Origin of the sequence: uncultured Alistipes sp. (assembly GCF_949296715.1) — a bacterium.
Lineage (GTDB): Bacteria > Bacteroidota > Bacteroidia > Bacteroidales > Rikenellaceae > Alistipes.
In genome coordinates, this window is the sequence record NZ_CASFQD010000046.1 from 1 (window position 1) to 15503 (window position 15503).

The 15503-nt window shown below is 64.5% G+C and carries 14 protein-coding genes; 12 read left to right on the forward strand and 2 right to left on the reverse strand.

Annotation, left to right across the window (positions count from 1 at the left end; all coding sequences use genetic code 11):
- The 8 genes from Q1Y33_RS06810 to Q1Y33_RS06845 all read left to right on the forward strand — a co-directional run.
- On the forward strand, positions 1-610 hold a 610-nt coding region (locus tag Q1Y33_RS06810), incomplete at its 5' end, for a hypothetical protein (protein WP_363322801.1).
- Positions 597-1280: an ATP-binding cassette domain-containing protein gene (locus tag Q1Y33_RS06815; protein WP_300798993.1), complete on the forward strand. Its 684-nt coding sequence runs from the start codon at positions 597-599 to the stop codon at positions 1278-1280. The genes Q1Y33_RS06810 and Q1Y33_RS06815, both read left to right, overlap by 14 nt.
- A gap of 51 nt (positions 1281-1331) precedes the next feature.
- Entirely contained in the window at positions 1332-1916 is a 585-nt protein-coding gene (gene rdgB, locus Q1Y33_RS06820) for an RdgB/HAM1 family non-canonical purine NTP pyrophosphatase (protein ID WP_300798994.1), read from the forward strand.
- Between the two features lie 21 nt (positions 1917-1937).
- On the forward strand, positions 1938-2927 hold the full coding sequence (locus Q1Y33_RS06825) for a Gfo/Idh/MocA family oxidoreductase (protein WP_363322802.1): 990 nt from the start codon (positions 1938-1940) through the stop codon (positions 2925-2927).
- Between the two features lie 50 nt (positions 2928-2977).
- Positions 2978-3595 (forward strand): GTP cyclohydrolase I FolE, encoded by a 618-nt coding sequence (gene folE, locus Q1Y33_RS06830; RefSeq protein WP_296111838.1) that lies wholly within the window; start codon positions 2978-2980, stop codon positions 3593-3595.
- Positions 3596-3909: 314 nt separating this feature from the next.
- Positions 3910-4551 (forward strand): DUF4136 domain-containing protein, encoded by a 642-nt coding sequence (locus Q1Y33_RS06835; RefSeq protein WP_300798995.1) that lies wholly within the window; start codon positions 3910-3912, stop codon positions 4549-4551.
- A gap of 25 nt (positions 4552-4576) precedes the next feature.
- Entirely contained in the window at positions 4577-5203 is a 627-nt protein-coding gene (locus Q1Y33_RS06840; protein ID WP_300798996.1) for an outer membrane beta-barrel protein, read from the forward strand.
- Between the two features lie 188 nt (positions 5204-5391).
- Positions 5392-7575, forward strand: coding sequence for a fibronectin type III domain-containing protein (locus tag Q1Y33_RS06845; protein ID WP_300798997.1), 2184 nt, complete (start codon positions 5392-5394; stop codon positions 7573-7575).
- 74 nt (positions 7576-7649) lie between these two features.
- Here Q1Y33_RS06845 and polA read toward each other — a convergent pair whose 3' ends face one another.
- Together polA and Q1Y33_RS06855 are read right to left on the reverse strand one after the other, a co-directional pair.
- Positions 7650-10535, reverse strand: coding sequence for a DNA polymerase I (gene polA / locus Q1Y33_RS06850; protein WP_300798998.1), 2886 nt, complete (start codon positions 10533-10535; stop codon positions 7650-7652).
- A gap of 73 nt (positions 10536-10608) precedes the next feature.
- Complete coding sequence (locus Q1Y33_RS06855; protein WP_300798999.1) at positions 10609-11061, reverse strand: 6-carboxytetrahydropterin synthase; 453 nt, start codon at positions 11059-11061, stop codon at positions 10609-10611.
- A gap of 447 nt (positions 11062-11508) precedes the next feature.
- Here Q1Y33_RS06855 and Q1Y33_RS06860 point away from each other — a divergent pair, with 447 nt between their 5' ends.
- The 4 genes from Q1Y33_RS06860 to Q1Y33_RS06875 all read left to right on the forward strand — a co-directional run bounded on the left by Q1Y33_RS06860 (position 11509) and on the right by Q1Y33_RS06875 (position 15438).
- The gene (locus Q1Y33_RS06860; protein ID WP_300799000.1) at positions 11509-12429 is read left to right on the forward strand and encodes an ATP-binding cassette domain-containing protein; all 921 of its coding nucleotides are present in this window, start codon (positions 11509-11511) and stop codon (positions 12427-12429) included.
- Between the two features lie 11 nt (positions 12430-12440).
- A complete protein-coding gene (locus Q1Y33_RS06865; RefSeq protein ID WP_300799001.1) occupies positions 12441-12677 on the forward strand; it encodes a hypothetical protein in 237 nt (78 codons plus the stop codon).
- Positions 12678-12689: 12 nt separating this feature from the next.
- On the forward strand, positions 12690-14012 hold the full coding sequence (locus Q1Y33_RS06870; protein ID WP_300799002.1) for an ABC transporter permease: 1323 nt from the start codon (positions 12690-12692) through the stop codon (positions 14010-14012).
- Positions 14013-14175: 163 nt separating this feature from the next.
- Positions 14176-15438, forward strand: coding sequence for a phosphoglycerate kinase (locus Q1Y33_RS06875; protein ID WP_300799003.1), 1263 nt, complete (start codon positions 14176-14178; stop codon positions 15436-15438).
- Positions 15439-15503: the final 65 nt, after the last annotated feature.

Here is a 15503-nt window from a genome sequence, read left to right on the forward strand (position 1 = left end):
CGCGGCGGCCGCCGTGGCGCTGCTCCCGCAGCCGCACGCCCCCGTCTACGCCGGGCGGATCGTGCGCATCGCCCGCCTGGGCTACTCCCCGGAGTGGACGGCCGGACTGCGCCGCCGGCCCATAGCCACGGTGCTGCTCGCCACCGGCGTGCTGCTCTGCACGCTGCTTCCCTACCTCGGATTCCCGGCCCTCTATCTTGCGGCCCTCTGCTGCGTGAGCCTCTATACGCGCAACGAGCCGCTCGAACTCCTGCTGCTGCCCGAGAAGTCCCCGGCGCGCCTGCTCACGGCGAAGATCCGCACGGCCTGCCGCAACTACTTCCTGCTTGCGGCCCCTTTTGCGCTGCTCGCGGCACTGCTCCACCCCGAGGGGCTCTGGCTCGCGGCGCTCTGGGCTCCGCTCTCGGCCCTGCTGCTCGTCTACGGCGTGCTGGCCAAATACGCCGTCTACGACCCCGCCGCCCCCGAAGCCGCGGCCTCGACCGCCTCGATGCTCGGGCTCGCAGGCTTCATCGTCTGGCCGCTGCTGCCCATAACGCTCGCCATGCTCGTGAGCCACGCGCTCCGGGCCGAAAGGAACCTGAACCGCTACCTGTATGATTACGATTGACTCGCTGCGCGTCCGCCTCGGCGGCCGGACCGTGCTCGACGGCGTGACGATGCACCTCCCGCAGAACGCCGTGCACGGGCTGGTGGGGATCAACGGCGCGGGCAAGACCACGCTGATGAACACCCTCTACGGCTTCGTCGCCCCCGCGGGCGGGAGCATCACCCTCGACGGCCGTCCGCTGCGCCGCCGCGACATCGCCTACCTCGAGAGCGTCAACAGCTTCTACCCCGGCATGACGGGACGCGACTACCTCGATCTGGTGGCCCACTACCACCCGTCGTTCGACCCCGCGCCGTGCATCCGCCGCTTCCGCCTGCCGCTCGACACCCCGATCGAGAACTGCTCCGAGGGGACGCGCCGCAAGCTGGCCCTGACGGCCGTGCTCATGCAGCGCAAGCGGCTCGTGCTGCTCGACGAGCCCTTCAACGGGCTCGACATCGAGAGCCTCTACGTCGCGCAGCAGCTGATTCTCGCCCTGGGCAGCGAGGGACGCACGGTGCTGGTCAGCTCGCACGTGCTTGCGACGATCGAACCCCTGTGCGACGACCTCTACCTGATGGACGGCGGGTGTATCCGCCGCCGCTACGACCGCACGGAGTTCCGCCGCGCGGAGCGCGAGATCGAGGAGACCTTCCGCCGACGCTATGCGCTCGGAAATCCGGAAAATTAGCGTACCTTTACACCCGCAACATGCAAACCGCCATCGAATCATAGAATAGAGATGAAGATTCTTTTCGCCACGAACAACGCCCACAAGCTCGCGGAGGTGCAGGCCGTGCTGGGCGACAGCTATACCCTTGTCACGCCGCGCGACTGCGGCGTCACGGAGGAGATTCCCGAGACGCAGCCGACACTCGAGGGCAACGCCCTGCAGAAGGCCCGCTACCTCTACGAACGCACGGGCCTCGACTGCTTTGCCGACGACACGGGTCTCGAGGTCGAGGCGCTCGGCGGCGCCCCGGGCGTCCACTCGGCGCGCTACGCCACCGACGGCCACGACTTCGCGGCCAACAACCGCCTGCTGCTGCGGAACCTCGCAGGCAAGGAGAACCGCCGGGCCCGCTTCCGCACGGTCGTGGCGCTGATTCTCGGCGGCCGCGAATACCTCTTCGAGGGGGTGGTCGAGGGGCAGATCATCGACCACGAAACGGGCCACGAAGGCTTCGGCTACGACCCGCTCTTCCGACCCGACGGCTACGACCGCACCTTCGCGCAGATGACCACCGAAGAGAAGAACGCCGTCTCGCACCGCGCCCGCGCCGTGCGCAAGCTCGCGACCTTCCTGCACGAATACGTCAGGGAATAATTCCGAAAACAGACCGTCACGATGAAACTGGAGAATGTCCGCTGGGGAATCCTCGGCTGCGGCGACGTCTGCGAGCGCAAGAGCGGCCCGCCGATGTACAAGACCGCCCATTCGTCGCTCGTCGCCGTCATGCGGCGCGACCGCGAGCGGCTGCTCGACTTCGCGCGGCGCCACGGCGTCGCCCGCACCTACACCGATGCCGACGCGCTGATCGCCGACCCGGAGGTCGACATCGTCTACATCGCCACGCCGCCCGCCTCGCACCGCGAGCTGACGCTGCGCGTGCTCGCGGCCGGGAAGCCCGTCTACGTCGAGAAGCCCATGGCGATGACCTACGCCGAGTGCCGGGAGATGATCGCCGCGGCCGACCGGGCCCGTCAGCCCCTCTTTGTCGCCTATTACCGCCGGGCGCTGCCCTACTTCGTGAAGGCCAGGGAGCTGCTCGACGCCGGGGCGATCGGCACGCCGCTCACCGTCGAGGTGCGCTACCTGCGCCCCGCCGCCCCGGAGGACCGCGACGCCGCGCACCTGCCCTGGCGCCTGCGCCGCGAGACGGGCGGCGAGGGGTACTTCTGCGACATGGCGCCCCACACGCTCGACATCCTCGACTTCCTGCTCGGCGAGATCGACCATGCGCAGGGCTGCGCCGTCAACCGCGGCGGGCTCTACGAGGTGGCCGACACCGTCACGGCGTCGTTCCGCTTCCGCTCGGGCGTCGCCGGGACGGGCACCTGGTGTTTCGTCGCACCCGAAGCCGAGCGCGCCGACTCGATCCGCATCACCGGCAGCCGGGGGACGCTCCACCTGGCGACCTTCTCGTTCGAGCCGCTGGAGCTGACCACCCCCGCCGGCACCGAACGCTTCGCCTTCGAGCCGCCCGAGCACATCCAGGGCCCGCTGATCGGCACGATCGTCGACGAGCTGCGCGGTGTGGGACAATGCCCCTCGACGGGCGTCTCGGCGGCCCGCACGTCGCGCATCATGGACCTGATCCTGCGCGGCGAAGCGTAAACGAGCCCGGACTTGGAATTGACCGACGGAATAACTACCTTTGCCCTCCCATGGAGAAGACCGCAATGACAACCTATACGAAAGAGGAGCGCTTCGACGCCGCGACCGTCGAGGCGCTGAAGGAGCACTACGCCGCAATCCTCCGCCTGCTGGGCGAGGACCCCGCGCGCGAAGGGCTGCTCAAGACCCCGGAGCGCGTGGCCAAGGCCATGTCGTTCCTGACGAAGGGATACGACGAAAACCCGCTGGAGATCATCCGCTCGGCGACCTTCCGCGAGGAGTACAAGCAGATGGTCCTCGTCAAGGACATCGAGCTCTACTCGCTCTGCGAGCACCACATGCTGCCCTTCTACGGCAAGGCGCACGTCGCCTACATCCCCAACGGCTACATCACGGGGCTCTCGAAGATCGCCCGCGTCGTGGAATGCTTCGCCCGCCGCCTGCAGGTGCAGGAGCGGCTCACGGTGCAGATCCGCGACTGCATCCAGGAGGCCCTCGCGCCGATGGGCGTGGCCGTGGTCATCGAGGCAAGCCACATGTGCATGCAGATGCGCGGCATCGAGAAGCAGCAGTCGGCCACGACGACCTCGGCCTTCACGGGCATCTTCCTCTCCGACCACCGCACGCGCGAGGAGTTCATGACCCTCATCTCGCACCGCTACCGGTAGCCGTCCGGTGCGGGCCGTGCCGCTGCTGCGGCAGGTCTCCGGCAAAAAGGGCGCAACGACAGGCAGCAGGCGGCAAACAACAGGAGACCGGCGGCAAACAACAAGAGACCAGCGGCAGGGAACAGAAGACAAAAGACAAAACGCAGCGGGAGACATCCTTTTTCGGGTGTCTCCCGCCTTTTTCATGCCCGGCGCCGGCGCCGCGTCGAAAAAGGGCCTCTTTGTATCCGATTCGGGCTGCGGTGCGGAAAACGCCCGCTTCGGAACGGATTTTGAAACCCGGGGCACAGACGCAAACCTAAAAATCAAAAAACATGACCGTCAAAAATTTACGTTTCATCGCTATCGCACTCGCAGCAGTTGCGGTCAGCGCGTGCCAGAAGGAGCCCTCGACTTCGGACCTTCACAAGGAGTACCTGGTCTACACGGCTCACGACACCAAGGCCGATTTCGCCGCCGTGGAGACCTATTTCATCCCCGACAGCATCCTCGTCATCGGCAGCAACGACAAGACCGAGTATTGGAAGGATGCCGACGCCCTCGAAATCGTCGATGCGGTCGTCGCCCGCATGGACGCCGCAGGCTACGTGCGCTCGGAGGACAAGCAGGCCGCCAACGTCGGCATCCAGATGAGCTACGTGAAGCAGGTGACCTACTTCGTCGGGTACGACAACCCGTTCTGGTGGTGGTACTACCCCTACTACTGGACCCCCGGCTACTGGGGCAACTGGGGCGGATGGCACTACCCCTACAGTGTCTACTACGGCTACACGGCCGGCTCGCTGCTCATCGAGATGGTCGACCTCGAGGCCGAAGAGGCCGCCGACCGCAAACTGCCCGTCATCTGGGACAGCTTCATCGGCGGGCTGCTCACCTCGAACGAGGAGCTGAACCAGCAGCGCACGCTCGCGGCCGTCGAACAGGCCTTCGACCAGTCGCCCTACCTGACCAAATAGTCCAACCGCAAAACATCGACCGATTATGAAAACATCGAAATACCTCCGTGTACTCGCGCTCGGCGCCCTGCTCTTCGCCGCCGCAATCCCTGCCAAGGCGCAGGTCTTCCCGAACACCTACATGAACATCGACTGGCAGCTGGGCGTGCCCCTCGACAACGGATTCGCCGACGAGACCTCGGGCTGGGGCATGAACTTCGAGGGCGGTTACTTCGTCACGCCCGCGATGACCGTCGGCGCCTTCATCTCCTACCAGACCAACCTGGAGAAGATTCCGCGCCAGACGCTCGACCTCGGGGACGGCGCCGCGCTGACAACCAACCAGAAACATGCGCTCTTCCAGCTGCCTTTCGGCGTTGCGACGCGCTACAACTGGCTGACCGAAAGCGTCTTCCAACCCTATGTCGGACTCAGGCTGGGTGCCTGCTGGACCGAAATGTCCTCCTACTACTACGTTGTCAAGCAGTACGACGATTCGTGGGGCTTCTACCTCTCGCCCGAGCTCGGCTTCTCGATCTTCCCGCGTCCGGACTACCGGCTGGGCTTCCACGTGGCCGTCTACTACAGCTACGCCACCAACAGCAACGACGTGCTGACCTATTCGGTCAACCGCCTCAACAACTTCGGCGTGCGCGTCGGCGTGTCGTTCTGACACCGCATCCCTGCCGACAAAGCCGGGCCACGGAGAGTGGGCCCGGCTTGTTTTTTTCGTTCCGACGGCCGTTTGCGGCACAAAATGTCCGGAATACCGCGAAGAGTACGCCATAAAGCCCCGAAGCAGGGTTGAGAGAGGATAAAATTCATACATTTGTTTTCATGACCTTAAATCCTCATCAAAGAATGGAACAACACCTCGTATCGCGGCTCCGGCGGATTCTTCCGGCAGCCGCCCTGCTGCTGGCCGTCTCCTGCTCCAGGGACAAGGCCGACATCGTACAGCTCCCCACACCCCAGACCATCGAAGCGACCCCGACGGAAACCTCGCTGCAACTCGAATGGGCCGCCGTCGAAAAAGCCTCGCGCTATGAACTGCAGGCCGGCAACGAGACGGGATACGCCTTCGAGACCGTCGTCGAGCAGCCCCGCTATGAGCTCACGGGGCTCGAGCCCTACAGTGAATACGCCGTGCGGGTGCGGGCGATTGTCTCCGCAGGGAACTACAGCGATTCGGAGTGGAGCGCCTGGACGACCTTCCGGACCCTCGACCGCGCCGTGGCCGAGGCGTTCGACGGCGGCACGGGCACCGGGGAAGACCCCTACCGGATCACGCGGCCGTCGCACCTCGCCCTGCTGGCGCAGGTCGTCAACAACCGCGAGAGCGGGTACAGCGACGCGGGCGTGCACTATGCGCTGACGGCGGACATCGACCTCTCGGAGTATGAGAACTGGACCCCGATCGGCCTCGGACCCGAGGACGGCCGCTACCCCTACGAGAATCCCGACCGGGCATTCCAGGGCGTCTTCGACGGAAACGGACACACGATCTCCGGCCTGAAGGTGGAGCTCACGGGCGAAACGACCTTCACGAGCGCCGGTCTGTTCGGCGTGAACGACGGCACGATCCGCAACCTCAATGTCGCGGGATCGGTCCGTGCCGCGACCACGGCGGCCGACAAAAGCTACGTGCTGGCGGGCGGCATCGCCGGATTCAACATCATCGCCTACGAAGACGGCATGAACACGCGTCCCGGATCGGGCGCCATCGAATCCTGCACGTTCCGGGGATCCGTCTCGGCCTCGTGCGGCCCCGACACGCAAGGTGAAGCCGATGCGGGCGGCATCTGCGGCATGGCCGAGTCGGGCAACATCGACTACTGCAACGTCACGCTCGGCGACGGCGACCAGCTCTCCACCTCGGGCGGCACGATCTCGATGGCGGGCGGCATCGTCGGTGCCATGAACGGCGGACGCATCACCCACTGCTCGTTCAACGGAACAGGAGCGCTCGAATGCGCCTTCACCGCCGTTCCCGAAGGCTACTACATCTACGCGCAGACGGGCGGCATCGCCGGATCGGTGACCGACGCGGCGATCGAGAGCTGCAACGTCGAATTCGGCGGTGCGCTGCGCATTCCCGACGGCGGGGCCGCCAACTGCAATGCGGGCCTCGTCTGCGGCAACTCGGGGGCCTCGGTCACCGACTGCTTTGCGAAATTCTCGGGCGACGCCACGATCCGCAGCGGCGGCACGATCAACTTCGGCGGCATCGCCGGCACACTCTCGGGAAGCAGCCAGGGAGCCGTGACGCTCGCCACGGCCGAACTGGGCGGCACGCTGACGATCGGGCAGACGGACAACTACTCCGACGTCAACGTCGGCGGCATCTACGGCTCGGCTGCGAGTGCCATCATCTCGGCCTGCAAGGCCTCGATCTCCGCCGCGATCGACATCACGTCGCAGGTCAGCGACGCCACGACCAACGTCAATGCGGGCGGCATCGCGGGTCTGGGCAGCATCCTCACGGCCGGCTGCCACGCCGACTGGGACGAGTCCGCCAGCGTCCGGATCACCTCCGACCGCACGAACTTCGGCGGTGTGGCCGGCATGGTGCTCTCGGGTGACAACTACTCCTATCTGATCGGGTGCTACGCCCTCTGCAACGGCCGCGTGGAGATCGCACCCAACAGCGGATCGGGCTATACGGCCCATGCGGGCGGCATCGTCGGCAATTTTTCGGGCTATTCGATGATCTGGCCCGTAGTCATGGAGATTCCGGCCTTCATGCACGGATGCTACGCCCTCGTCGAGAGCGACTTCGCCATCACGGACGGCTCGGCCAAAGGCGTGGCCGGGTATTCCGAGGCGGCAGTCTGCACGGGGGCCTACTGGGGGTCGAAAAAGGGCGGCATCAGCGAGGAACTCGCCGGCTGCGAGGCCTTCGCGAGCCTCGACCAGGCGGGATTCGAAGCCGCCATCGAACAGATGAACGCCGCCATCGCCAATTCGGCAATCGCCTCGCTCGTACAGGTCAGCTACGTCTACGACGCCGCCAAGGGCATCCCGGTGCTCTCCGACGCCCAATAGCCGGACGACCGCAACAAACCGAAAAGGCGGGACCTCTGCTTGAGGTCCCGCCTTTTCCATTCCGGGTCCGCCCGTCAGTGGGCCTCGAGCCAGTTGTTACCCACGCCGGCATCGGCGATCAGCCGCACCTTGAGCCGCGCGGCCGACTCCATGCACTCGGTAACGATGCGCGTAACGGCCTCCTGCTCCGTGCGGAGCATGTCGACGACCAGTTCGTCGTGCACCTGCAGGATGACGCGCGAGCGGATGCCCTCGGCAGCGAAGCGGCGGTGGACGTTGATCATGGCGATCTTCATGATGTCGGCCGCCGAGCCCTGGATCGGGGCGTTCACGGCGTTGCGTTCGGCCAGACCGCGGGCCACGGCATTCTGCGAGGCGATGTCGTTCAGGTAGCGCCGCCGCCCGAAGATCGTCGAGACGAAGCCCTCCTCCTTGGCCTTTGCCACGACGCGGTCCATGTACTCCTTGACCTTGGGGTAGGACTCGAAGTAGCCGTCGATGATCTCGCGGGCCTCCTTGCGGGGGATTTCGAGGCGCTGGCTCAGGCCGAAGGACGAGATGCCGTAGATGATGCCGAAATTGGCCGTCTTGGCGCGCCGCCGCTCCTCGGGCGTCACCTCGTCGAGCTGCTTGTGGAAGAGCCGTGCGGCCGTCGCGGCGTGGATGTCCTCGCCGTGCTCGAAGGCCGCGATGAGCGACTCGTCGCCCGAGAGGTGGGCCATCAGCCGCAGCTCGACCTGGCTGTAGTCGGCCGAGAGCAGCAGGTGGTCGTCGTCCGAGGGGATGAAGGCCTTGCGGATGCGGCGCCCCATCTCGTCGCGCACGGGAATGTTCTGCAGGTTGGGATTCGTCGACGAGAGGCGCCCGGTGGCCGTCACGGCCTGGTTGAAGGAGGTGTGGATGCGCCCCGTCGTGCGGTTGACCAGCTGCGGCAGCGCCTCGACGTAGGTCGACAGGAGCTTCTTCACACCGCGGTATTCGAGCACGAGGTCCACGATGCGGTAGCGGTGGGCGAAGGTCTGGAGGTACTCCTCGTCGGTGCAGAACTGCTTGGTGCGCGTCATCTTGGGCTTCTCGGCGATGCGCATCTTCGCGAAGAGCACCTCGCCCAGCTGCCGCGTCGAGTTGATGTTGAGCGTCGGCTCCCCGGCCTCGGTGCGAATCTGCTGCTCGAGTTCGGAGAGCCGGCGGTTCAGCTCGACAGCGTATTCGGCCAGCGCGTCGCAGTCGATGCGCACGCCCGCCATCTCGATGTCGGCCAGCACCCCGATCATCGGCTCCTCGATCTCGGAATAGAGGTGCTGCAGACCGATGCGCTCGACCATCGGGTAGAGCACCTGCTTGAGCTGCAACGTGATGTCGGCATCCTCGGCGGCGTACTCCTTGACGCGCTCGACGTTGACCATGTCCATCGTCAGCTGCTTCTGCCCCTTGCCGATGAGCGTCTCGATCTCGATGGGCCGGTAGTCGAGGTAGCGCTCCGCCAGGGCATTCATGTTGTGCCGCGACTCGGGATCGAGCAGGTAGTGGAGGATCATCGTGTCGTAGAGCCGGCCGCGGACCTCCACGCCGATGCGGCGCAGCACCATCAGGTCGAACTTGATGTTCTGGCCGATCTTGGCGATGCGCTCGTTCTCGAAGAGCGGACGCACGATCGCGGCATACTCGGCCGCGGTCTCCTCGCGGAAGGGGACGTACCACGCCTCGTGCGGCACGACGGCGAGCGACAGCCCGACGATGCGGTCGTTGAAGATGTCGAAGCCCGTGGTCTCGGTGTCGAAGCAGAATTCGCCGTAGCGCGCGACCTCAGCCACGACCGCGCGCAGCTGCGCGGCATCCGTGACGAGGCGGTAGTCGTGGGGCGTGTTCTGCGCCGTGTGCGGCTGCGGGCTGTCGGCTTCGGCCGCCGCTTCCGCCGCAGGCGCCGCGGGGGCTTCGGCAGCAGGCTGCGGCGCCGCCACCGGTTCGTCGAAGAGGCTGCCCTGCCCGGCAAGGGCCGCGCGCTTCGCCGCCGCGGACTTCGCACGGGCCATCTCGGCCAACTGCGTCTGCGCCTCCTGCCGCGGACCGTCGGGCAGCGGCTCGGCGGGCGCGAGGTTCGACAAATCGTTCAGAAAGGCCTTGAAGTCCAGCTCCGCAAAGAGGGCGCGCAGCTCGTCGAGGTGGGGCTCGCAGACCGTGAGCTCCTCCTCGCGGAAGGGGATCGGCACGTCGAGGCGGATCGTCGTCAGCGTCTTGGCCAGCCGCAGGCGGTCACACCATGCGGCGATCTTCTCGCCCTGCTTGCCCTTGATGCGGGAGACGTTTCCCAGGATGTTCTCCACGGTGCCCCACTCCTGCACCAGCTTGCAGGCGCTCTTCTCGCCGATGCCCGGCACGCCGGGGATGTTGTCCGAGGCGTCGCCCCACAGCGCGAGGATGTCGCGCACGAGCACCGGGTCGTCAATGCCGTAGCGGGCGCGGATGGCCTCGCGGTCGACGATCTCGATGCTGCCGTCGGCACCCTTCTGCTTGTAGATGCGGCAGTTGTCGCGCACGAGCTGCCCGTAGTCCTTGTCGGGCGTCACCATGTAGACCTCGTAGCCCGCCGCGGCGCCCTGCTGCGAGAGGGTGCCGATCACATCGTCGGCCTCGAAGCCTTCGACCTCCAGGATCGGGATGCACATCGCATGCAGCACCCGCTTGACATAGGGGACCGAGAGGATGATGTCCTCGGGGGTCTCCGCGCGGTTGGCCTTGTACTCGGGGTAGATTTCGCGGCGGAAGCTCCCGCCGGGAGGGTCGAACGCCACGCCCAGCAGATCGGGACGCTCGCGCTTGAGGATGTCGCGCAGGAACTTCACGAAGCCGAAGACCACCGAGGTGTTCATCCCGGAGCGGTTGCGCATGGGGCGCCCCAGAAAGGCGTAGTAATACTTGAATATCAACGCATAGGCGTCGACCAGAAAGAGTTTTTTCATACGTTGCAATGTTTTTCCGCCGCACGGCGGGCAGGCGGCCGGCGGGGTGGGTGTGCGGTGCGGACCGGCGGCGTCAGCGGTTGTCCTCGGCGAACCACTCGGCGAACGAGGTGGCCGTCTCGTGCAGGCGCAGCGACCAGAGCGCCACCCCCTCGGGCAGCCGGGCCCGGATGCGGCGGGCGAAGTCGTCGAGCATGTTCTCGCACGTCGGCTGGTAGGGGACCGTCACGATGTTGCCGAAGCGCGCGGAAAGCACCCCGCGCAGGGAGTCGTTGCCCGCCGAACCGCGCAGCACGAGCGCATGGTCGAAGCGCGAGACGATCTCCTCGTTGACGATCCGTTTCAGGACGCCGAAATCCATCACCATGCCGCATTTGGGGTCGGCGTCGTCCGCCTGCGGCGAGCCCTTGACCGTCACAAACAGCCGGTAGGAGTGTCCGTGAATCTCGCGGCAGGGGCCGTCGTATCCGTCGAGCGCGTGGGCCGCCTCGAAGGAAAATTCCTTGGTCAATCTGATTACTGCCATATACCTGCAAAGATAGGCAAAAAAGCGGGTTCGGCCGCATGTCGGGGTGCTTTTCTCGCACCGCACCCGGCAGAAAGCGGAAAAACGGCGAAAGCGGAGTGCCGCACCGGGCGCCGCCTCCGCCGGTGAATGGCCGCCGCAACATCCGCCTTGATTCTCCGACAGACCCACGATCGCACCGAAGAACAGATACCCGCCTCCGCCGACGGCAGCCCCCGCCGTATTGTCCGCCCCCGGCACTCCGACAGACCCGCCGCGTGTTGCGGAACAGACACCCGCCGTCCGACAGCCGCCCCCGCCGCATGGTCCGCCCCTGCTCTCCGGCACCCCGACGCTGCGCCCGTCAGCAGAAAATTTATCGAAAAACAATAAATTTTTCTTGTTACTCAAATTTTTTTGGCTATATTTGCCTTCGAAATCTTCCGAAAACACCAAATATCCGAAAAAATGGATTTGCTCACAGTAGAACACGTCACCAAACGCTATGCCGAACATACGGCACTCGACGACGTATCGCTCTCGATTCCCAAAGGATCGGTCTACGGGCTGCTCGGACCCAACGGCGCCGGCAAGACGACGCTCATCCGCATCATCAACCGCATCACGGCCCCCGACACGGGCCGCGTGCTGCTCGGCGGGCGCGAAATCGCCCCCGAGGATGTCCGCCGCATCGGCTACCTGCCCGAGGAGCGGGGTCTCTACAAGAAGATGAAGGTCGGCGAACAGGCCGTCTTCTTCGCCCGCCTGAAGGGACTTTCGCGCCGCGAAGCCGTCGCACGGCTCAAAAAGTGGTTCGTCAAGTTCGGCATCGAAGGGTGGTGGGACAAGAAAATCGAGGAGCTCTCGAAGGGCATGGCCCAGAAGGTGCAGTTCATCGTCACGGTGCTGCACGAACCCGAGCTGCTGATCTTCGACGAGCCCTTCTCGGGCTTCGACCCGATCAACGCCAACCTGCTCAAGGAGGAGATTCTCGCCCTGCGCGACAAGGGGTCCACGGTAATCTTCTCGACGCACAACATGTCATCGGTCGAGGAGATTTGCGACCACATCACGCTCATCAACAAGTCGAAGAACATCCTCTCGGGACGCGTCGACGAAATCCGCCGCCGCCACGGCGCCAACATCTTCGAGGTGGCCTACCGCGGCGAGGAGGCCGACCTGCGCCGCGCCATCGAGGGCCGCTGCGAGATACTCGAGGGTGCCGCCGAGGAGTCGGTCTACCGCACGCTCAAGCTCCACGTCGAGCACGACGAGGAGGTGCGGCAGGTGATCGACGCCGCAAACCGGGCCGTCGAGCTGCGCTCGTTCCGCGAAATCATCCCCTCGATGAACGACATCTTCATCCGCGCCGTGAACGGACAGCTTTAGAACATTCCGCCATGAAAAGGGGAAACGAAGAGACCGGACAGCGAAATCCGCAGCGCCCCGGACGGGCCGCCCTGCGGACGCTTGCCGGCCTGTGCCTGGGATTCGGCATGTACGGGATGATTCACGGCCTGAAGAGCGAGGAGGGCACCCTCCTGCCCGTACCGGCCTCGATCATGCTGTGCGGCGGCATCCTGCTGCTCCGGCACGACCTTCGCACCCGGAAAACAGAAGAGAAAGAGAACCGATAAAACCTACACACCATGTCCAACGTATCCATCATAATCCAGCGCGAGTTCAACGAACGCGTGCGCAAAAAGTCCTTCATCATCACCACGATTCTCATGCCCGTGCTGATGATCGTCCTGATGATTGCCCCGGCGCTCATCATGGAGTACTCCAAGGGGGAGCAGAAGACAATCGCCGTAATCGACGACAGCGGCCTGGTGGCCCCGCAGCTCCGGAGCGACGAGGAGCTGCGCTTCGAGCCGACCGACCTTTCGACCGACGAGGCGCGCCGCGCGCTGACCGACCACTTCGGCGTGCTCTACATCGGGAGCGACATCCTCGAGAACCCCGCCAACGTGAGACTCTATGCCAATTCGTCGTCGTCGCTCTCCATCGAGAGCAACATCACCGGGCAAATCGAGGATATTCTCGAGGCCGAGAAGCTCAAGGCATACCACATCGACAACCTCCAGCAGATTCTCAACGAGGTGAAGACCACCGTCACGCTGCAAACCTTCCGCAACGACAAGTCGCAGGAGGCCGATTCGCAGGCCCAGTCGTCGACCGTCGCCACGGCCGCCGGCTACATCCTCGGCTTCGTGCTCTACATGTTCCTGCTGATTTACGGCTCGATGGTCATGCAGTCGGTCATCGAGGAGAAGAACAACCGCGTGCTCGAGGTGGTGGTCTCCTCCGTGCGGCCCTTCGACCTGATGCTGGGCAAGATTCTCGGCGTGGCCCTCGTGGCCGTGGTCCAGGTGCTCATCTGGGGCGTGCTGATCTTCGCCGTCGGGGCGATTGCCCTGCCGCAGCTCATGCCCGCCGAGATGATGGCCGGCGTGCAGGCCATGCAGCAGGGGATGCCCGACGCCGCGGCGATGGGCGACATGGACCCCGAGATGCTGCAGGCCGTGGCCGCCGTCACCGACACGGGCTACATCCTCAAAATCTTCGTCTGCCTGCTGCTCTTCGTCTTCGGCGGCTACCTGCTCTACTCGGCCATGTTCGCCGCCGTGGGCTCGGCCGTGGACAACGTCCAGGACGCCTCGCAGCTGCAAATGCCCGTCACGCTGCCGATTATCCTCGCGCTGATGATGATGCTCGCCGTCATCAAGGACCCCAACTCGTCGCTGGCCTTCTGGTTCTCGATCATCCCCTTCACGTCGCCCGTCGTGATGATGGCCCGCATCCCCTACGACATTCCCCTCTGGGAGATTGTCCTCTCGCTCGTCGTGCTCTACGCCTCGTTCGTGGCGATGGTCTGGTTCGCCGGCAAAATCTACCGCGTGGGTATCTTCATGTACGGCAAGAAACCCACCTTCAAGGAGTTGCTCAAGTGGGTGCGCTACAAGTACTGATTCCTGCCGGAAACCGGGCTCCGACCGAAAATCGGGGCCCGGTTTTTGTTCGGGAACCATTTTTTTCTGTTATCCGAATAACAGTTTCTTGAAATTATTTCCTAAATTTGCGACGGATTAGGAATACAAAGTTCAACAACATCAATATTAAAGTCCAAAAACTATGATTTCGATCGACAACTACGATTTCAAGGGCAAGCGCGCGATTATCCGCGTGGATTTCAACGTGCCCGTCAACGAGAAGGGCGAAGTGACGGACGACACCCGTATCCGTGCCGCCATGCCGACGATCAAGAAGGTGCTCGCCGAGGGCGGCGCCGTGATTCTCATGTCGCACATGGGACGTCCGAAGAAGAATCCCGATATGAAATACTCGCTCGAGCAGATCGTACCGGCCATCGAGAAGAACCTCGGCGTGAAGGTACAGTTCGCCGGCGACTGCATGGGCGAGAAGGCTGCCGAGCTCTGCAAGAACGTCAAGCCGGGCGAGGTCGTGCTGCTTGAGAACCTGCGTTTCTACGCCGAGGAGGAGGGCAAGCCCCGCGGCCTGGCCGAGGACGCCACCAAGGAGGAGAAGGACGCTGCCAAGAAGGCCCTGAAGGAGGGTCCGCAGAAGGAGTTTGTCAAGAAGCTCGCTTCGTATGCCGACTGCTACATCAACGACGCATTCGGTACGGCACACCGCAAGCACGCTTCGACCTACCTGATCGCCAAGGAGTTCCCCAACGACAAGATGTTCGGCTACCTGATGGAGAAGGAGGTCAAGGCCATCTCGTCGCTCATGGAGGCCCCGCAGCACCCGTTCTGCGCCATCGTGGGCGGTTCGAAGGTTTCGTCGAAGATCGGCGTCATCAAGGCCCTCATCGAGAAGGTTGACTCGATCATCATCGGCGGCGGCATGACCTACACCTTCGCAGCCGCACAGGGCGGCAAGGTCGGCAACTCGATCTGCGAGCCCGACATGTTCCCCGTGGCCCTCGAAATCCTCGAGCTGGCCAAGCAGAAGGGCGTGCAGCTCGTCATGTCGCCCGACGCCCTGATTGCCGACGCCTTCTCGGCCGACGCCAACACCTCGACGGCTCCGGCCGACAACATTCCCGACGGATGGGAGGGTGTCGACATCGCCGACGAGGGCAAGAAGCGCTTCCGCGAGCACATCCTCGGCTGCAAGACCATCCTCTGGAACGGTCCCGTGGGTGTCTTCGAAATCGACAAGTTCGCAACCGGCTCGAAGGAGGTGGCCCTGGCCATCGCCGAGGCTACGAAGAACGGCGCCTACTCGCTCATCGGCGGCGGCGACTCGGTAGCCTGCATCAACAAGTTCGGCCTGGCCGACCAGGTATCCTACATCTCGACCGGCGGCGGCGCCCTGCTCGAATACATCGAGTTCGGAACCCTGCCCGGCGTCGAAGCGATCGCCAAGTAGGCAGCCCGGACCAGACAACGATCCGAAACAGGGACGTCCGGGCACCCCGGAGGTCCCTGTTTCAC